The 19,636-nt window shown below is 52.9% G+C and carries 10 protein-coding genes and 3 pseudogenes; 9 read left to right on the top strand and 4 right to left on the bottom strand.

Annotated elements, in window-relative coordinates; all coding sequences use genetic code 11:
- Together C2134_RS00820 and C2134_RS00815 are read right to left on the bottom strand one after the other, a co-directional pair.
- The coding region (locus C2134_RS00820; protein ID WP_199179837.1) for a transposase at window positions 1–248 on the bottom strand (248 nt) is incomplete at its 3' end.
- 156 nt (window positions 249–404) lie between these two features.
- Window positions 405–1,408: pseudogene (locus C2134_RS00815) on the bottom strand (IS3 family transposase); the annotation flags it as partial.
- An 891-nt stretch (window positions 1,409–2,299) separates the two neighbouring features.
- On the opposite strand from C2134_RS00815, the gene C2134_RS00810 reads away from it, so the two are divergent.
- The 5 genes and pseudogenes from C2134_RS00810 to C2134_RS00790 all read left to right on the top strand — a co-directional run bounded on the left by C2134_RS00810 (window position 2,300) and on the right by C2134_RS00790 (window position 12,271).
- A complete protein-coding gene (locus C2134_RS00810; protein ID WP_199179836.1) occupies window positions 2,300–4,462 on the top strand; it encodes a type I secretion system permease/ATPase in 2,163 nt (720 codons plus the stop codon).
- Entirely contained in the window at window positions 4,459–5,835 is a 1,377-nt protein-coding gene (locus C2134_RS00805; RefSeq protein ID WP_103316721.1) for an HlyD family type I secretion periplasmic adaptor subunit, read from the top strand. The genes C2134_RS00810 and C2134_RS00805 overlap by 4 nt, the downstream gene beginning before the upstream one ends.
- Before the next feature lie 142 nt (window positions 5,836–5,977).
- On the top strand, window positions 5,978–10,933 hold the full coding sequence (locus C2134_RS00800; RefSeq protein ID WP_158248657.1) for a TcdA/TcdB pore-forming domain-containing protein: 4,956 nt from the start codon (window positions 5,978–5,980) through the stop codon (window positions 10,931–10,933).
- 217 nt (window positions 10,934–11,150) lie between these two features.
- Window positions 11,151–11,573, top strand: a pseudogene (locus C2134_RS22235) (Mcf1 protease effector domain-containing protein); the annotation flags it as partial.
- A gap of 41 nt (window positions 11,574–11,614) precedes the next feature.
- Complete coding sequence (locus C2134_RS00790) at window positions 11,615–12,271, top strand: hypothetical protein (RefSeq protein WP_146042041.1); 657 nt, start codon at window positions 11,615–11,617, stop codon at window positions 12,269–12,271.
- A gap of 74 nt (window positions 12,272–12,345) precedes the next feature.
- Here the strand turns inward: C2134_RS00790 and C2134_RS00785 are convergent, their stop codons facing one another.
- Window positions 12,346–13,068, bottom strand: a complete 723-nt coding sequence (locus tag C2134_RS00785) for a substrate-binding periplasmic protein (protein ID WP_103316714.1) — start codon at window positions 13,066–13,068, stop codon at window positions 12,346–12,348.
- A gap of 228 nt (window positions 13,069–13,296) precedes the next feature.
- On the opposite strand from C2134_RS00785, the gene C2134_RS00780 reads away from it, so the two are divergent.
- The 3 genes from C2134_RS00780 to C2134_RS00770 all read left to right on the top strand — a co-directional run bounded on the left by C2134_RS00780 (window position 13,297) and on the right by C2134_RS00770 (window position 17,126).
- Window positions 13,297–14,964 carry a type III secretion system effector inositol phosphate phosphatase gene (locus C2134_RS00780; protein ID WP_103316713.1) on the top strand — a complete coding sequence of 556 codons (1,668 nt, stop codon included), beginning with the start codon at window positions 13,297–13,299 and terminating at the stop codon, window positions 14,962–14,964.
- 505 nt (window positions 14,965–15,469) lie between these two features.
- Window positions 15,470–16,201 (top strand): transporter substrate-binding domain-containing protein, encoded by a 732-nt coding sequence (locus C2134_RS00775; RefSeq protein ID WP_103316711.1) that lies wholly within the window; start codon window positions 15,470–15,472, stop codon window positions 16,199–16,201.
- A 130-nt stretch (window positions 16,202–16,331) separates the two neighbouring features.
- Window positions 16,332–17,126 carry a substrate-binding periplasmic protein gene (locus tag C2134_RS00770; RefSeq protein WP_103316710.1) on the top strand — a complete coding sequence of 265 codons (795 nt, stop codon included), beginning with the start codon at window positions 16,332–16,334 and terminating at the stop codon, window positions 17,124–17,126.
- A gap of 174 nt (window positions 17,127–17,300) precedes the next feature.
- Here the strand turns inward: C2134_RS00770 and C2134_RS00765 are convergent, their stop codons facing one another.
- Entirely contained in the window at window positions 17,301–18,041 is a 741-nt protein-coding gene (locus tag C2134_RS00765) for a substrate-binding periplasmic protein (RefSeq protein ID WP_158248656.1), read from the bottom strand.
- Between the two features lie 514 nt (window positions 18,042–18,555).
- Between C2134_RS00765 and C2134_RS00760 the strand changes: the two are divergent.
- Window positions 18,556–19,557, top strand: a pseudogene (locus tag C2134_RS00760) (IS5 family transposase).
- Window positions 19,558–19,636 lie beyond the last annotated feature (79 nt).

Below are 19,636 nucleotides of genomic sequence, written 5' to 3'. Positions count from 1 at the left end.
AGCTTGAGCAGACTTTGGATGAAACCGATGGTCTGCCGCAAAGGCAGTCCAAACAGGTTCTTGATAGTCAAACAGAACTGAATAGCTACATCGCTATAGGTCTGTGTCCGCCCGCGCTTGCCCTGCGGAGTCGCCTGCCATGACATGGTTGTGTCGAACCAGACGGACAGAGAGCCGCGTTGGATCAGGGCTTGGTTGTAGGCTTTCCAGTTGGTCGTTCGGTAGCGTTTTGGAGCGGGCTTGGTCATGCCGCTATCTTACCAAGCTGCGGTGGGGGTGGATTTGTGCAACAGTGCCCCTCCCAACTAACTGAGCGGTCTAAGTTGGAGATTTTCGGCTTCAAGATGGGCTAGTCGAAACTCGCTGGGAGTCCGCTCGCCCAGCGAACTGTGCGGCCTGAATTAGTTGTAATCCTGTCGCCAACGCTCGATTTCGTCACGCGCATCATCCAGCGACAGAAACCAATGCACGTTCAGGCACTCATCCCGCAGGCTGCCGTTAAACGACTCGATAAAGGCATTATCCGTCGGTTTGCCTGGCCGCGAGAGGTCCAGCGTGACGCCGTGCTCATAAGCCCATTGATCCAGCACCAACGAAATGAATTCGCTACCATTATCGACCTGAATCCGTTGCGGCGTCCCGCGCAGGGTTTGTACGTGCGGCATGGTCGCCACCACGTCCGCCGCTTTCAGCGCGAAATCCACCGTGATCGCCAAGCTCTCCCGGCTAAAATTATCCACTACAGTTAACGCCCGGATTTTTTGGCCGTTGAACAGCTGATCGGCCACGAAATCCATGCTCCAGCACGCGTTCAAGTTGGAGATGGCCGGGTTTGTCGATGCGCGGCCGCCACCCGCCGCTTGCGCCGCAGATTTAGCCCTTCCTCGCAATATCCGGTAGGTCTTCTTGTGATTAATCAACCAGCCCTCGCGCCGCAGCAGGACGTGGATGCGGCGCGCACCGTAACGAATGCGCGTGGCGGCGATCTCGCGGATTCGCTGTCGCTCGGCACGATCGTCACGCGGATGTGGGCGATAAAAATAGGTGGCCTGCCGCAGTTGAACGACGGCGGTGGCGCGACGAATGCTGACGCGGTAGGCATCGATCAGGAAGTGGGCCAGCTCGCGTCGGCGAGCCGGCTTCATAGCTTTTTTTGGATGACTTCCTGCAGCATCTGCTTGTCCAGGCTCAGGTCGGCGACCATGCGCTTGAGGCGGGCATTCTCTTCTTCCAGCTGCTTCAAGCGACACAGCTCGCTGACGCCCAAGCCGCCGTATTTCTTCTTCCAATTGTAGAAAGTGGCTTCGGAGACGCCCATCTTGCGGCAGACCTCCGTGACGGTGGTGCCCGATTCGGCCTGGCGCAGCGCGAAAGCGATCTGCTCTTCAGTGAACTTCGATTTCTTCATGGCAAATCTCCTGCCCGGGTGGGCTTAAATTTGCCAGAAATCTCTACTTTTCGCCGCGACGGTTTTGTGGGAGGAGGTTACGTATTAGACCATAAGGATTGATAATCTTACAAAAAATGCAATTTGGTTTAAATTTGTCAGGGGCGGGTAAGTGGGTGTCCGAATACAGTAGACCACTACATTCATCCCTCTTAGCTGTTTGAAAAATGAGCGATTTTTGAAATTAATTTTATTTAAATATGCTTATTGTTATATTTAATTCAATTGAATATTGATTAATAATTTATCGGCCGGTAATTGAAGTCATTAATATGCCAACGTTGCCTATGGGGTGGGGTGAAGCAGGTTGTTTTCAAAGGCAATAATCCTTGACACTTCCTTGAAGGCAGTCATGTGCTAGAGATGGTTATCTGCCATGAAAGGATCTGTCACGCTCAGGGTAATGGAAAGGAGATTGGATTGCGGTGTTAGGTGCCATCTGAATTAGTTCAGAAATTTACGATCCATAATCAGAAAAGATATGATTCTCAAAGTGGTTTTTTAAGCAGCTTGTTTGGATATTTTAATGCTGAATTTTTCACTGCATTCTGATAGTAGGCTTTGCTTTTTTGAATAAAAAGCAATAAACGTTTTGTTTGTGAAGCAAGGTTATTATGCATGCTCCTATATTTTTAACTGTAAAGTGCTGTGTTGTGCCATGTTTATTCATGGCTAGTATTGTTTATTGTTTTGTATTTTTAAAAACTATAGGGGTATCTTATTTTTAGTGGTTTTTATAAGGCATATATGATTTCTGATGTTCTACTTTTGCGGAGTGTTGTGCCAGTATTTTAAAAGGAATAGATGGTTCTATAAATGGAGTCCGGAATTGGTACGGGTAAGGGAATTTTTATGAGTGACCATGCGTCTTCAAGTAAGGATCAGAGTGCTAGCTGCACTAGCATGCTAAATTGTCTTTTTATATTGCTGCAATTTTTTCGCCAGCCGGTCGATGCGGAGCAGCTGCGCCGTGAGTTAATCGGGAGGACTTGTGATGGTGAAACATTGGTGGGTTTATGCCGCCGGTTGGGCTTGAAGGCTCGTCGAGTCAAGGTTGCTAGTAGCCGTCTGGAGCGCACGCCGATGCCGGCCATAGCCGAGTTGCATGATGGAAGGTTTATCTTACTGGCCAAGGCGCTTGAAGGGCGCGTGCTGATACAGAATGGGCTGAGTGGCGAAATGTCCATGATGGATATTCAGTGCTTTGAAGCGCTTTGGAATGGTTATTTAGTCTTGTTGGCTAAGCGGGCAAAGTTAGTTGAAGGGAAAGATGTATTTGATATCAGTTGGTTCGTTCCTGCATTACTTAAATACAAACGCCTGCTTGTTGATGTGTTGTTAATGTCTCTGTTTATACAGATGTTTGCGCTGGTTTCGCCTTTGTTCTTTCAGGTTGTCATGGATAAGGTGTTGGTGCACCAGTCTATGAGCACATTGCAAATATTGATATTCGGTTTGGTTGCGGTGTCGATATTTGAGGTTGTATTGGGCGGTTTGCGTACTTATGTGTTTTCTCATACGGCTAACCGTATCGATGTAGAGCTGGGGGCAAAGCTATTTCGCCATCTTCTGGCGTTGCCTATGGCGTATTTTCAGTCTCGACGCGTAGGTGAGACGGTTGCTAGGGTGCGTGAGTTGGAAAGTATTCGCGATTTTATTACCAGCTCTGCATTGACTTTGCTAATGGATTTATTTTTTACGGTGATATTTTTGGCAATAATGTGGCATTACAGCCCATCATTGACAGCTGTGGTTTTATTGACCTTGCCATGTCTTGCCATGATCGCCCTTTTTGTTACACCGATTTTGCGAAAGCGAGTAGACGAGAAATTTCGAAGGAATGCAGAAAGCCAATCTTTTCTCATTGAGTCTGTTACTGCGGTGGAAACCTTGAAGGCAATGTCGGTGCAGCCTCAATCGCAAGCTCGTTGGGAAGAATTGTTGGCGGCCTATGTCAATGCGAGTTTTCGTTGCGCTAATCTAGGGAATATCGCTAGTCAAAGCGTGCAATTGGTGTCCAAGTTATCTGGTGCTTGTATTTTGTACTGGGGAGCACAGGCGGTTATCGATGGCTCCATAACGGTGGGGCAGCTAGTAGCTTTTAATATGTTTTCCGGCCATGTGACAGCGCCCGTGCTCAGATTGTCGCAGTTGTGGAACGATTTTCAGCAAGCACGTTTATCGGTACAACGCTTAGGCGATGTCTTGAATAGCCCGACGGAGCCGGGGTATGACCCGAATCGAGCGAGCCTGGGAGAGATTAATGGCGAGCTGATTTTGGACCAAGTCATTTTTCGCTACCGTCCAGATAAGCCTGAAACCTTGCGTCGCATCAGTTTGCGCATTCCGGCTGGCCAGACTGTAGGTATCGTCGGGCCGTCAGGATCTGGAAAAAGTACGCTGACCAAGCTGGTGCAACGCATGTATGTTCCGGAATCAGGAAGGGTGCTGGTAGATGGTTTTGACTTGTCCATGGTGGACACGCATTGGCTCCGGACGCAGGTCGGCGTGGTGCTTCAAGAGAACCTGCTGTTCAATCGTACTGTGCGCGACAACATTGCGCTGGCCGATCCGGGTATGTCGATGGAGCGTGTGGTCGAGGCGGCCAAGCTGGCCGGCGCGCATGATTTCATTCTCGCCTTGTCCGAGGGCTACGACACTATGCTGGAGGAGCGCGGTGCTAACCTTTCAGGTGGTCAGCGGCAGCGTATTGCCATCGCTCGCGCCTTGGTTACCAATCCGCGCATCCTGATTTTAGACGAAGCGACTAGCGCCTTGGATTACGAATCCGAGAGCATCATCCAGCGGAATATGCGAGCCATATGCCAGGGACGGACGGTATTGATCATTGCGCACCGGCTGTCTACGGTCAGGCAGGCGGATCGCATCATCACGATAGAAAACGGCCAGGTTGTCGAAGATGGGCGTCACGATGAGCTGTTGGAACGAGGAGGACGTTACGCTCGCCTTTGCGCTATCCAGGCGGGAGATTTGCAGGAAGAAGAGACATCATGATGCGGCGTTTTTACCATTACTGCCGACAGCGCTTTGTCTCTTGGCAGGAGGCTAGCAGTGCCTCTCATGAGAGGGAGTTCTTGCCGGCTGCGTTGGAAATTTTGGAAACCCCAGCATCGCCTATGGGGCGCTCCTTGTCGTACTTGATCATGGGATTTTTCGTGCTGGCCGTCTTTTGGGCATGGTTAGGCGAGGTCGACATTAATGCAGTGGCAACCGGGCAGCTCGTGCCAGAAGGGGGCGTCAAGCCCGTGCAGTCGCTTGAAGCCGGGATCGTGCGTCGCATCCATGTGGCCAATGGCATGCATGTCAAGTCTGGCCAGCCGCTCATTGAACTGGACAGCACTGAAAATCAGGTTGATGTGTCGCAATTACAGCGCCAGCGTCAATTGGCTTCGCTGGATATTAGGCGACTCAAAGCCTTGCTGAATGGAATAGATCAACAACGCTACGTGACGATGGCGGATGACGAGGATGCGGTGCAAACTGCTCATCAGCAGCGACGCCTTTCCGAAGAGTTATCGGTCTATTTTTCCCGAGAGCGCGCCTTGGGTGCGCAATTGGCCGAAAGTCGAGCGGTAATAGCCGGCAGCATGTTGGAGCAGGAAAAGCTGGAGGCTCGCTTGAAGGTCGTCACGGAAAAGGCGCATGCGTGGAAAACCTTGATGGATCAGAAGATGGGCGCGCGCCTGCAATGGCTGGATGCCGAGAATGAAAAAATCTCCACTCAGAAAAGCCTAGCCGCGGAAAAACAGCGCACCTTGCAGTATACGGCCAGCATAGCGCGTCTGAACGCGGAGTTGGCCCAGTATCGAGCAGATGCGCGGCGGCAATATCTGGCTGAACTGCTGGCTGCCGAAGATAGGGTGAATGAGGTAGAACTGAGCATACGGCGCTATCGGGAGAGAGAGCAGTCTCGAACGCTGCGCGCGCCGGTCAGCGGCTATGTGCAGCAACTGGTGGTCCAGACAATAGGCGGCGTAGTGCAGCCAGCCCAGCAGTTATTAGTGATCGCGCCGGATAACGCTACTTTGGCGGTGGATGCCAAGGTGATGAATCGAGACATCGGATTTGTGCGTTCTGGGCAGGAGGTCACCATCAAAGTGGACAGCTATCCTTATAGCAAGTACGGCACGCTTCGCGGCACGGTGGAGCACCTGTCGCGTGATGCGGTCCCGGACGAGAAGAAGGGGCCAATTTATGACGCGAGAATTAAACTTTCGCTTCCAGCCAAGACGACGAATGGCGTCAGTTTGGCGCTGCATGCCGGGATGACGGCCAGCGTGGAAATCCGTACCGACAAGCGCAGAGTTGTTGACTATTTGCTGTCCCCCATCACGGAAGTCATTTCGGAAGCGATGCGAGAACGCTGAAAAGTGTCATCGCCGAGCATTTTCTGGGCTTGTTCACGCCTGTGGCTAGCGAGCGTGGGCAAGCCTTCTTCATCGGCACGAACTCATGCCGAAATCGCCTGACGTCAAGGCGAGCCATCTCACTACTATAAGGAAAATCATAATGCCATTAGAGCAGGCCGTGCTGCGAGTGCAAGATTTGTTGAAAAACGATACGGAATTACAGCGATACATCGATTCGCCCAAGGAGCAATGCGAGGCTGCTGCTGCGAGGGTCTCTGCAAAATTGCGAGCAGCGGGCATTGACCACCAGGTACGAGGCATGGCGATTTGGGATAAAGTCAGCCAAGAGATGCCGAACAATCATTTCGTGGTGGTGGCCCAGGTGAATGGGTATCGGCTGTGTATTGACCTGACGGCGCATCAATTTGCCGGCGCGAGTCAGCAGACGAGCGCCATCATCGCGGATGAAAGAAGCTGGGAAGAGCAGTTCCTGGCGCAAGAAAAGTGTCGGAACAAGGCGATAAAATTCAAGGATTTTCCAAGTTTGGCTGAGGCGAAACGCCCGCTGGCTTCCGTAGCGGAGGGCCCTTTGTTGTCCGATCAGGATTGGTCTGTTTTAGGGGGGGCCCCTAGTTGGGCGAGAGATCTCATCGACTATCCAGGCTGGGGGAGCGAAAGTCTGTTGTTCCAGCGCAGCCTATCGGGTCCGGCCAGTACCTTGCCATCTGCTGAACAGCGCGCGTTGAAAGAAGCGGAGCTGGCGCGTCGCTTTAGCGCTGAGGTCAAGCCATTCAAGGATCTGGAGTCGCGGATTAATGCCGGCTCATATGATATTCCGACAAGCTTGGATACGAGGCAGACGTTGATTGAAAAGGCCGGCGTGCCGGAAGGCACCTCGTATGAGCGTATTTTGCAGCAACTGGACCGATACCATGCTGACGCCAGCGGCTTGAGTCTGGCGCAGAAAGTGGGGCGCTTGGGAGAGTTGGCGCTGCTGGCGGATCAATACGCCGCCTCCCACATGCGCAATCTGAATGACAGGCCCGCGAGGATACAAAGTTTCGCCGAGAGCGTGCGTGCTTATGCCATCGGCTTGCGGCGCCAAGACGGCGCCCTGAGTGACTTGGGCGTGCCTGAAGCCTGGCGCCAGCCCGCAACCGAGAGCCTGGCGCAAGCGGCTCGCAATGTGGCGGCAACGGATGAGAGTCTGGTCTATAGCAGGCAGCTGATCGTGCAGCTACAGGGAGACGACAACAGTTTCCAGGCCGCGGAGAGTTTGTTCGGCAAGCACCCCAGACATAGCGAATGGCTGCAGTTGCATGGCGACGAGCCTAACAGTTTGGGCTGGAACGCCGACAGTCAGTCAATTCAACAGGCCGCGCCGTTGCAGCTGGACAGCGAAGGACGGGTGAGGATCGTTCTTGTCGGCCATGGCCTGTCTCAGGGAGGACAAACACTGTTCGGCGGTCGCACAGGCGCGCAGTTGCAAGAAGAGTTGGCAACATTGCTGCAGCGCTTTCCAACAGGCAAAGTGAAGGGCATACATCTCGATCTCGTCGGTTGCCGCCTGATGGATGGCTCGCGTGCGCTGGCGGAGACTTTGCCAGGGCAACTGGGTGAGTGGCTGCTGACTCAGGGAACGAATATGGGCATCGAGCGCAGCAGCTTGTCTTTGAGCGCGCGCGAATACCCAGTTCGCGTCACGGCCTCTGGCCGCAAGGAGGTGTTGACCGAGGAGTGGGGGTGGATCGGTAAGGAATCGGCGCGGCTTCGTGATGTGTTGCATAAGGTGGAGTTGGTGTGGGATGCGCAGGCTGGCCGACTAGTGCGCAAACCGTTGTCGCAGGAGGCCCTTTCAGAGGTTGGGTTGGCTCTGGAAGGGAATCTGGAAAGACCGATGACGACGACGGGCTTGCTTGAGCTAGGCAGGGCGCTGGAGGATGCGGCGCAACGATCAGGGCTAAGCGAGCAGGAGCGAAACGGTTTGGCGGATTTACACGTAAGTGTGGGAGATGCGTTGCGTCGACACTTGTTCGACCGGGAAGCGCCAGCAGCGGAACACCGTACGATAGTTGAGCAGAGCACGGTTAAGAATGCCCGCATCGCCGCGCTGGGCGCGCAATGGGCGGAGACGGTGGAGGCGATGCAGAGAGAGGCGGGCCTGTCTCCTGAGGCGTGGCTACCCACCTTGAAAACCCGAAGCTTGGGGGATGGAGCCACCGAGTTGCTGTTCGTCAACCGATCGGTGCAGCTCGGCAGCGCGGATGGGCGGCGGTGGGTGCGAAGCAGTGCGGCCGTGCTGACGCAATTCGAGGCGGAAGCCGCCAGCATGGTGAGGGACTTGCAGCGCGGAGTCGGTTGGGCCGGTAGCCGCGGCTTGTTGATGTGGCAAGGGCTGAGCGAACCGGCTGCAGTGCATACATTGAATGCGGCGTACATGCTGCAAACCCTGATGGATGTCAACCCACGGAATGGTGGCTTGGGCGCGATGAGCGATGCGCTTAAGGTGCAGGTTTACGCACAGCTGATAAACAACGGCCTGAGCACGGCCGTTGATGCTGCTCATATGGCGGACTGGGTTGGTTCTGCATTGCAGAAGGACCTGACATTGCTATCTCAAACCGGGCAGATCATGGGGGTGATCGGAGGCAGCGCCGGCGCAGTGTTGGACGGGATTAATATCGGGGCCATTATTGTCGAGTTGATGCAGACGACTGATCCGACTGCCCGAGTTGCGGTGGAGACGAAACTGAGTCTGGCGGTAGTCAACAGCGGTGTCAGCCTGGCGGCGTTGTTGGCGGGCATGGCCGGGGCCGGGGGAGCTGCGACCGTGCTGGGTGCGCTTGCCACGCCGTTGGCAGGATTGTCGGTTGGCATTCCCGTGCTGGTCGACAACTATCAAAGGCTGCGCAATGGTTTCGATCAGTCTGCACAGCGCTTCAACGACATTCTGGCCAGCATTCAACATCGAGGACTGCAGCAGTCTGGACAGACGTGGCAGGTCGCGGACGGAGCGGTGGTGGAGCATCTTGACTTCGTTAATGGGACTATGCGTTACGGCAGCATCGAAGTTAACGGAACTCGAGGCGGAAGCGGGCACACTGTAACCGGTGGTTGGGATCATTTCTTTGCGAGGCCTGATCCCGACTCCCATACATGGCTTGATGTTTACGCCGGCCTGGGGATGGCGGACAAGCAGTATGTGTTCAAGTCGGATGGCCAAGCAACTGTTGAGAGAATTGTCACGCTGCCAAGTGGTGTGGGGCGGCGAATCCAGTTCGATTACAACCAGGTGACTGGTCGACGCTCAGCGGATGTGGCGGCTTTCCGACGGCTGCACGAGCACTACGGCGATAAGTTCATCTGGGGCATGTATGCGTTTCCAACCGACTGGGGAATCAGCAGCATTGTCGAAGAACCACGCGCCACAGCCGTTCGCGTAACGTTGGATGCCGAGTCGCGCACTCTGATCGTTCCTACTGTGACCAATGCGGTCGAGCGCGGGCACCTGTCATATGATCTGCAGGGACACGGCGGCGTATATTCGGTGGTGCTGCCGGCGGAGGCGGTGCCTATTCGCGTGGAGGCCAGCGGCGAGAGGCGAGAGAAATGGGTTTTCGACCTTGACTATGCCGTGAAAACTCATTCCGTCCAGGATGGCAAGCTGGTGCTTGGTGCGCTCAAGCATGGAGCGTTTTCTGACATGAGGATCAGTGCCAATGCCATTGTGGTGGGGGGGCAGACGCTGTCTTTTGCCGGAGAGGATCGGCCTCAGAGCGTGCTGCTTACCCATACCTTGGGAGAAGGGGCGACGTTATGCTTAAGCGTGGACTTGGAGGCGGGATGTTATGCCAGTTCCTTGATACTCGAACGGGAACCGTCGGCGCAGATGACTGAGCTGCTGCAACGTTTCTATACAGAGGCGAATACTCCTGGTTTGTCTGACCATGGATGGCTGAGCCTGGCGGTTGGGCAGCGCTCTGGCGCGATTCATGTAGCCAGCGGCGATGCTTTCCTTTTGGAGAGCGGATCCGGTGAGACTACCGTGTGGCAGTTGCAACAGGGGCAGACCAGTCAATGGAGTTTGCCAGGGGTGGCGATCGCCGATGGTCGCACACTGAGCGGAACGCTTAATCTGGAGGCATTGTCAGCAAATTTTAGCGGCATCTGGTTAGGAGATCAGTTGCAATTACGCGAGCTGGACATACTGGCTCACCAAGACGTCGAAACGCATGTGATGGATGGGTTGCTGCGGCGATTCTCTGAGCAGGGCATGACGCGTCAAGCCTTGAACACCTGGTTGACGCAACAGTTGGGAGAGCAGGAGCATATCGCGCTGTCGCAAGAATTACGGGTGCAGGGGCGGGATGCGTCGGGCCGGAGGTTGTCGTACAAGCTTGCCAGTGGTGATGACGGTGTGATGTTGGATCAAGCCGCCTGGGAGGCGAATGGTGTGAATTACATCTATCGGGAAGGGCCGGGTGGCCGCCGTTTGGAGATCATTGGGGGTGTTGGCCAGGATACGCTGGAAACCCTGGCGGAAGATATTGTGATTCCTGGTATGCCTGCCGGAGTAGAGATCATGATGCGTCCTTCTGAGACGACGCACTGGCTGAGGCCTGGGGCTATGGCTTTATCGCGAGCCGATATCGCGATCATTACCGATGATCTTCCCAATACGCCCATTCATCTGGTTCTGCCCGGGACTCGCGGTGCTTACCGATGGCAACTGGACGGCGCAGACTTGCTGCTAGTGAACGGCGCGCATCATGTTAAGTTGTTGAATATGGTGGGGAGCGGCCGAGAAGGGAGATTATCTAGCCTGTCTTTCTCGTTTGAAGATGGGGAAGCGGAAGCATGGAGCGGCAACGAGGTGTTTCAGCGTTTGAGTCAAGTTGTGCCTGCAGGCGAGCTTTCTTCTCGTTCGGTGAAGGCAAGCCAAAGCTTGTACGAAATGAATGAATTTTCGGTACCGTCGGAGCTGACTGTGCTCAGAAATCAACAAAGGCTAGTCCAAGCAATGAATTCGATGGCGCCTGTATCGGGCAGTGATCTGACCGGCTTTGGACGAGATATGCCTGATGGTCTACGACCGCTGTTAACTCAGATTCTGTGATGATGTGTTGCGGCCCCTTAGGGGGCGCAACCGAAAGATCGTCCAGTTCTACAACTATGCACTCCATCGCCCGTAGGGGGCACTCTAGATTTTCTGATTGACTAGAGCAGATCGCTGCTCATCTAGAAGATCTTAATAGTGGCGCTCTGTTCAGCATGGATTAACGCTCGCATGAGATGATGTTGGGGATGACAATGAACAGCGCAGCGCAGGTGCGAAGGCCTTTCATTTTTACGATCCCAATATCGGTCTGTTCAGTTACGTCTCGGCCAATGAATTGAAACAGGTGGTGCGGCGCACTGTGGGCATGCGTGCCATGGGGGAGCAGTACCAAGCGGGCACGGCCACCCCGCAATACCGCTTGTCGCGGATCGATACTGAGCGCCTGGGAGCCGTGCGGCTGCAGCAGACTAGCCAGCCGGCCAGTGAGGCGGTGACGGTGAGAGGGTTGGTCGAGGAGGAGGTTGCTACCGTCGGGTGCGGCATCGCAAGCGGCGCTGGCCGGGATAAGCGCTCGCTGTCTTGTGATATGGTGACTGAGGCCATTGGCAACTGGAAGAGGTACGTGAGGCGATACTGGGCAATACCAAGGCACAGGCGGGGTCATTCGACTTCGCCCTCGGCTTGCCGGCATCGTTGAGTTGCTCGAACATAGATCATGCGTTGGGGCTGGATCAGGACTTGGCCCTGCTGGCCAAAGCCGAGGTGGAGGGATTCAGCGCGCAGTTGCGCTCGGCCCAGAGCAGCGGTGTGAGCAAGGCGGAGATGGCAGCGTTGAGCGCGCAGTCGCGCACGGCTTATGGCAACTATCTGAATGGATTGATAGACGTGGCGTACAAGGCCCGGGCCAGGCTTGAACTCATCGACAGCATCACGGGAGTGATTGGAAGCGTGTTCGACGCTGTGCCGCGAGCCGCTGGGGCCGGCGACGCCTTCGCCAATGCGGTCACCATCCGCCGCTACATGAGTCGAGCAGAAGCGGATGCGCTGCTGACGTCAGGAAAATTTGCCCAGGGCCCGCGCTCGTTCGAGCAGCATAAGTGGTTTTTCACTGATGGCGCAGTCTACGATCCCAAGGGCGGCTCTGGCTTCGATTGCGAGCTGACGGTGACCGTGCCGCGTGGAGTCATTCCCAAAATCTTCGACCATGCCAGCGCCAACCCGCGCGGAACAACTGAGGCCATCCGTTACAAGCCGGGCGGCGCAGGCAGTGTGGAGCAGGCGGAGCCGGGAGCGTTTGGCATCCATCGCTATGGTTTGGATGAGTTCTCTCGCATTCTGCAGTCCAAGAACTGGTCCATCCGCGACTTGAAATCTGGGCAGGTGCGCAGGCAGTAAGCGCTAGCCTGTGCGTTTTGCCGCCGGCGGCCGCCGTCATGATTTTCGGATTGCGGCCGCGTGCTGTGACAGCATTACCTGCTGTCACAGCCTAGCAGTTGGTCGATTTCGCGCTTCGTCAACGAGCCATCCTTCCTGACGACAGCGGTGAACTGGTAGGTCTGATCATATTTTTTCGCCTCCATCAGATCCGGAGACAAATCCGGATGTTCCTGCCGCCAGTCGTCAAGAAAGGACTTGGTGACAATAGCCATATCGGCACGCCCCAGCATAACGGCCATAAGGTTGCCTTCATGCGTGTTGGTCAACTCAATATTGAAATGCTTGTGCAGGAATTCCCGGTCGGCGTTGAACTGGGCAAAGGCATAATGATAGCCATTGATGGCGACGATTCTCTTCGCCGCGATATCGTCGAAATAAGCGTTGTTGCCAGCAACTTGGTCTTTGCGGGCGACAAAGACTTCGTGGTCGGTACCGAATATGCAACTGGCAAAAACGGTGGATTTGTCCCAACCCCAATTGATATTGCTGTACAAGCTCATGTCAAACTTCCGGTTTTGAAAATCCATGGTTTTTCTGGCCGGGGCGGTGACGTAGAGCTGGAAGTCGTACTTTTTCTGTTTCTTGTTCAACTCTCGAATCTTGTCGATGCCTTTCCCTCTCAAACAAAGACCATTTTCCACATTAAAATACGGAGGGAAGTTGGAGCAACCGATTTTGATAATGATCTTAGCATTCGCTCCAAATGCTATTGCTATTAAAAATAACCCCCCAAAAAAGAAAATGCATTTAAACATGATGAGTCCTTTAGAGGAGGTCTGAGTTCAAGGTGTATGATTTATTTTAGCTAAACCCTGGAATATTTAGGGTTAGCTGGAAGATTAGGTCAATGATACTTGACGGGATATCAAGCTTCCGCAGCGACGATGGGCTTTTTTTGATATTTGGCAATCACAGATAATGCAAAAATTGGCATCCATGCACGTTTTGCAATGGAGCAAGCGTGTGACTAATGGAGAAATGTCATGAGCTTACTTGGTGTCATTGGTTTTGCGCGTCAATTGTTCCGCTTGCATGGTGATTCGGCGCACCCGGTTGGCGCTGGTCGTTTGGGAGCATCCATCATTGCTACGCGCCAGGCCGACATCCCTCTCCGGATCTCGCGTTTGGAAGGGGAGGAGATGGCGCTACTATCGCAATTGCAACAGCCGGCCTCGCCGTCTACTCGTTCTGTGCATGCCTTGTTCATTTTGCAGCAGAACCGAATTGAGGCGGCGGCGCAGGCGCTTAGGAGTCTGGGTGAGGATCCGACCGAGCTGCGGCAGCTTGCCCAGCAATTGGAAGCGTCGCGTTTCAAGCAAGACCGGCCCGCGACGCGGGAGGAGCTCAAAAGGGCGAAACGCTTGCAGCAGGATTTGTTGGCTCTGATTTCCTCTCGATTGGTCCGGGCTGGCATGTTAGCCAAGGATGCGCAGCGTGAGGCAAAGATAGCATACCGCGAGGCCAGCCAGCAGGTGCTTAACGCCCGTCCGTGGAATACGGTGTCGACTCACTTTGATTACCGGGGGCAGCGTTACGATTGCACCATGGTGCCGGCTGCGCAAATGAAGTTGGGCGATACGGATATCTTCCCCATTCCGTATCGCGGGCAGGGCGTGTGCTGCGAGTCCACGCGCGAGACCGCTCATGCCGCCAATCTGTGGACATCGGAGATTAAGGCGCAGAGTGGGGAAACGCTGTTCAAGGGCGTGCGACACGCGATTTTGTCTCCCTACGCGCTGGAGAAGGGTTCCATCGCACGCCGGGAGGGAGCGCAGAACCGGGCGTGCGAGGTGGTTGCCGCTGCCTTGTTTGCTCGGCCTGAGCTGCTGGACAACGCTTTGACGGGAGAGGTTGTACCGCTGCAGCTGGTGTCCACCTCTTTGGTGACCGGCGGATTCTGGAATGAAAAAGACATGCTGGATGATCAGGTCGCTGCCTGGAACGCGCTGAGTTCGGAACGGCCGCTGGAGCTGACCTTGATGGATGCCACTGGCCAGCCGCGCACCGTTCGCATCCTGCTGGAGGTGGCGGCGTTTAACTTTGGCGTCAACGAGCTGGCACTCAAATTTCAGCTTGGCCACGCGCAAGCGGATGCCTACAACGCGGCGGCGCTGCAGCAGTTGCTTGGAACTGACCTTCGCGTGGAGGCCGAGCCGCAAGGCTGGGTGGGCGCCTATCTCGCGCGTGAGCCCAAGCCGGACAATGCCAACCGTGTATGGTGGCTGAGTCGGCAGCTAAAGGCAATCTGGGCAGCCAAGGCGCATCGCCACGATGGAGGAGAGCCGTACAAAGCAGCGCAGCGCGCCGCCTTGTTGGCGTATGAGATCGGCGCCGTGCCGTGCTGGAACTGCAAGAGCGGCAAGGATCGCACTGGCATGCTTGACGCGGAGTTGAAGCGCGAAGCGGTGGCTTTGCACCAGGGAGGCGGCTTGGCAGCGCCAGGGGCGCGTCTGGAGTCCGATGAGCAGCAACTGCTCCAACAAATACTACTCTACGGCGGTAATGGCGAGGTGCAGGCGTATAACACGGGGGCGTCAGGCAACAAGGTGATGAAGGAGTTGCCGGCGTTGAACCTATCGTATCAGGCGCGTGTGGGAAACCGCGAAGTGTGGGATCAGGCGCAGGGCCTGTCTGGTCTAGTCAAATCCTGAGGGGCCTAATAAGGCCTGCCTTCCAGTTTTAATGACGATGGGGTTGTGGGGGCTGAAGGCACCAACGCTGATGGGACGGTCATAGCTGCTACCACATCAGTGTTGCTTTCGACGTATTCAATCAGGAAGCTTGTTTGTGGCCGCTGGCAAATAGGCGCCGCCGCTGTTGTAGTGGGTCTGGCTGGCGATGTCGCGCATGCAGTCTTTTGCGTGCAGATGTTGATCCGCCAGACCTTCAGTTAGTGGCTTTCCAAGAAGACAGGAGCGGCCAAAATTTCCTTATTCCTCTTGCGGGGCTCCATTTGTCAAGCAAAGGCCCCCCATATGGGGGGGCTGTCACCCGGCCCGGTACAGCCGGTACTCGGTATCGCCATCCATGGCCTTGATCGTCTCGTCGAGGCCGACCTGCTGCTGCTTGGCGGAATCGATCATCCTGTTTTGGAGTTTTGTAACAAAACTGACTATATTCTCATGTAGATCTAGCTTAGGTTGGCGAGGTGATTAAATGAGAGTTATGTCCTTGTTATTCATCTGGCTGTGCGTCTTCTCTCATCCAAATTTCGGAGCGCAATTACTGAACATTCAGTACTATGAGCGTTATCCTTTTCACTACACATTATCAGATGGGACCGTAACTGGTCTAGTTGTTACTCCCACTGAGCTTGCCTTCAAGTCAATTGATATTTCAATCGAATGGGTGCTTGTCCCTGCCAATCGAGTCCTTGAGAATATTAAGCGTAATAATGAGGAAATATGTACGCCGGGATGGTATAAAACGCCGGAAAGAGAAGAGTATGCACGATTCTCACTTCCAATTTATAAGGATAAGCCTTTAGTGGGGTTGGCTCGCTCTGACTTTAACTTCAAGCCTGGTATATCAGCAAAGGAGCTTTTGTCCAGTCCCAGCATAAAATTGCTTGTTAAGCAAAATTTTTCCCAGGGGGCTTATATGGATGCTTTAATCGCAAAAATGCCACGAGATCAAGTAATATCTGCAGCTGTAGATGTGCCCAATCTAGTTAAAATGATTTTTGCTAAACGAGCAGATCTTATTATTACTACTCAGGAAGAGGTTGCGTACTATACAAAACAAGCTGGCTTTACAATGAATGATTTTCAGATATTAAATTTTCCAGATGTTCCTGCGGTAGAAAAGAGATATATCATTTGCAGTAAGAAAGTTCCAGCTGACATCATTCAAAGATTGAATGAAGTAATAGGCGCAAAGATTCGCTGAAAACGTCTTGGTGTTGATGTGGTTTAGCTAACGGCACGGGCGATACCTGTTGATTATTTTAATAACTAGGGTGTTTCAACCGGAATGTTGATTTGGTAAATGTAATTTTTAATATGATGGGTATGCATCGATGGCCTTTGTTAACTGTTTTAATTTGGCAGCCGGCATGAGGAAAATATATTTATTGTTAATGGTGTTTGCATGTTTTTTTATTTTAATGGCGTCTGCTGAAGAGCAGGTGCCTCAGTTGCCTCTTATATTCTATTATTATGATAGGCCGCCATTTCATTTTATTAATTCTAATGGCCGTCCCGATGGATTTATTGTAAAAATAACTGATAGTATTTTGGCGGAGGCAAATATATCCCACGTTTGGAAGCTGGTGCCTGCTTATAGAGTCCTTAATATTATAAAGAATGACGAAGGTTTAAACTGCTCCACTGGCTGGTATAAGACAAAAGAAAGAGAAGAGTACGCCAATTTTACTCTGCCAATTTATCGGAACAAGCCTTTGGTTGCTATAGCCAGGATTAACTTTTCTGTGGCGGAAAATATTACAGCGAAACAACTGTTTTCTATCCCGGGTGTGCATATTTTAATAAAAAAAGGCTTTACAATTGGTGACTATATGAACAAGTTGCTTGAGAAAGTTCCGATAAGTCAGATTCAATCGGTTACCACCGAGCAAGTCGGCCTTGTTAAAATGATTCAGGCGGGACGATCTGATTTTTCAATATTGACCACAGAAGAAGTAGAGGCCTTTCGAGAACAGCCTGAGATGTTAAAAAACATCAAGATATTGACTTTGCCAGATGTGCCATCCGGAGATGAGAGATTTATTATTTGCAATAAAAGAGTTGATGTAAGTTTTATGATGAAAATTAATGCTGCCATTGAAAAATTAAAATTGAACAAGGCTAAATAATTATTATCGGAAATCTATAGCTATCTGTGCTTGGGGCACTTGCTAAGCTGCGGCACTGCCGGATTTGTGTAACAGAGCTGCTTACTATATCACCGGACTGCCGGATCAAGGAGGGAGCATCTATACCTTAATAGAGCCACGTGAGACTGACTTTTGGCGGCTCACTGACTGGCTTCAAGGAAGTTTAAGACGCTTGATCGTCGCATTTATTTTCTCCATTGTCGCAGCTGGCACTGCTTTGCTACAGAGTATAAAGCGCTTGTCACCACCAGGAACATCAGGCATTTTTATTATCTTTAGATTGAAAAATATGGTTAAATTGTTTTTGAAATAGTCCGCCTCTTCTTCGGTTAAGAGTGTTAAGTCAAAATGCCCAGCTTGAATCATCTTCAGTTTTCCAACTTCTTCGAGTGTGACAATATGAACTTGATCAGTTGGAACTCTAGATATAATGTCACTTAGATAATCACCTATTACCATGCCCTTTTTGTATACAATGTTAATTCCGGGGAGGGAAAATAGATTGGCTGCTGTAATTGTTTCCGGGGCCTTGAAATCTGCTCTAGTTACCGCAACCAGTGGCTTGCCTACATAGATTGGCAAAGAGAAATTATAAAATTTTTCCCTTTCTGATGTTTTATACCATCCAGGCGAGCAACTATAATCATGGTCTTGCCTCAGGATACTCAAAATTCTTAGTGCTGGCGCTTGCTTCCAAATATATGAAACATTAGCCTGATTTAAAATTTTTTCTGTGATAGTGGCAACAGAGCCAGAAACACTCCCATCGGATGCTATGAAATGGAATGGCGGTCTATCGTAATAGTAAAGGTTCAGTGGCGCTGGAGATGCACATGAATCGATTGATCTAATTAAGATGAAAATTATGCTGGCAGCTAAGCTGGGGTGCGTCATGGCAATATCCAATCCATTTTTCATATGTCAATGTATAAAATTTACCGTTATAATGTGAATCGGAATCTCAACTATTCCGATAGGCAGTTATGAATAATTAACACTGATTATTAGTATAGGCAATAGAACATGCAAGAGACAGTCTAGACGGATTCCTGCTTGGCGGTTTCAAGAGCCAAGGTCTCTGTGGCTGTGGCGTAAATTCCTTTGGGAAAATGAGAAACTCGTCCGGTCTGGGGGGGGGGGCGGCAGAGCCCATTGTTTCTAATGAGCCAGCCCCGCGCCGTATGGTGTGGGGCTATATTCCTGACTGGTAGCAGATTGATTGACGTATAGCGCGATTGCCTATCGAAGTGAGCATCCGTGCAAGGACGAAGGTGGCAAGTAAAAAAATCTGTATCGGAAGAGAGGGATGTGGCCGTACTTTAACAGTGCGGTCAGCTAGGGAAGGTCTGAACAAGTCCCCAACCTTCCCGTAAACTGACATTTCGTCAGCCAGATCCAGGATGCCGCCATGCGACAGCAGATTACCTTCACCGATCTCGAACTCGTCGCCAAGAAGAATCGCACTCGATGTGAAATCTTTCTAGCCGAGATGGATCAGGTCATGTCTTGGGCGCAGCTCGAAGCGGTCATCGCTCCGGTTTATCCCAAGCCAGGCAACGGTCGCCGACCCTACCCGCTGCCTGCCATGCTGCGTGTCTACTGCCTGCAGCAGTGGTACAGCCTGTCCGATCCGGCCATGGAGGAAAGCCTGTACGAGATCGCCTCCATGCGCCAGTTCGCCGGCCTCTCCCTGGATACCATCCCGGACGAAACCACCCTGCTGAACTTCCGCCATCTGCTGGAAAAGCACCAACTGACCCACGCCCTGTTTGCCGCCATCGACTAGCATCTCTGCGACAAAGGGCTGATGTTGAAGCAAGGCACCATCGTCGATGCCACCCTGATCCACGCGCCCAGCTCCACCAAGAACGCCCAGGGCGAGCGCGATCCGGACATGCATCAAACCAGGAAGGGCAATCAGTGGTACTTCGGAATGAAGGTCCATATCGGCGTCGATGCCCAGTCCGGCCTGGTGCATCACGTGGCTGGCACCGCCGCCAATGTGGCGGATGTCACGATGGTCGATCAGTTGCTGCACGGCGAGGAAGTCGATGTGTTTGGCGACGCCGGCTTGACTAGCGTGCACAAGCAAGCCGAACACCAATCGCGGGCGGTGCGCTGGAGGATTGCCATGAGGCCCGGCCAGCACAAAGCGCTGACCGACTCAGCCGATGACCGGCAGATCCAGCTGGTCGAAACGGTCAAAGCCAAGATTCGGGCCAAAGTGGAGCATTCGTTTCGGGTCATCAAGCAGCAGTTTGGCTACTTGAAAACACGCTACCGCTGCTTGAAGAAGAACACCGCACAACTGATGACGCTGTTTGGGCTGACTAATATCTGGCTGGTGCGAAAGGCCTTGCTGGCGGGGGGGGGGAAGGGATGGATGACCGGAAGCATCCAGTCATCCTGATGGCGGGCGATCTGAAATTGGTGGGTCTAATGCAACCGAAGCCCCCGCGAGAAATGGCATTTCTGTTTGTGCTGCAGGT

Origin of the sequence: Chromobacterium sinusclupearum (assembly GCF_002902845.1) — a bacterium.
Taxonomy (GTDB): Bacteria; Pseudomonadota; Gammaproteobacteria; order Burkholderiales; family Chromobacteriaceae; genus Chromobacterium; species Chromobacterium sinusclupearum.
This window is presented reverse-complemented; position numbering and strand designations above follow the sequence as displayed.

Excerpts from the sequence above, each read along its gene's own strand:
- C2134_RS00780 (WP_103316713.1), top strand. The coding sequence starts at position 13,297 with ATGAGCTTACTTGGTGTCATTGGTTTTGCGCGTCAATTGTTCCGCTTG.
- C2134_RS00765 (WP_158248656.1), bottom strand. The coding sequence starts at position 18,041 with ATGACGCACCCCAGCTTAGCTGCCAGCATAATTTTCATCTTAATTAGA.
- C2134_RS00785 (WP_103316714.1), bottom strand. The coding sequence starts at position 13,068 with ATGTTTAAATGCATTTTCTTTTTTGGGGGGTTATTTTTAATAGCAATA.
- C2134_RS00775 (WP_103316711.1), top strand. The coding sequence starts at position 15,470 with ATGAGAGTTATGTCCTTGTTATTCATCTGGCTGTGCGTCTTCTCTCAT.
- C2134_RS00810 (WP_199179836.1), top strand. The coding sequence starts at position 2,300 with ATGAGTGACCATGCGTCTTCAAGTAAGGATCAGAGTGCTAGCTGCACT.
- C2134_RS00770 (WP_103316710.1), top strand. The coding sequence starts at position 16,332 with ATGGCCTTTGTTAACTGTTTTAATTTGGCAGCCGGCATGAGGAAAATA.
- C2134_RS00805 (WP_103316721.1), top strand. The coding sequence starts at position 4,459 with ATGATGCGGCGTTTTTACCATTACTGCCGACAGCGCTTTGTCTCTTGG.
- C2134_RS00800 (WP_158248657.1), top strand. The coding sequence starts at position 5,978 with ATGCCATTAGAGCAGGCCGTGCTGCGAGTGCAAGATTTGTTGAAAAAC.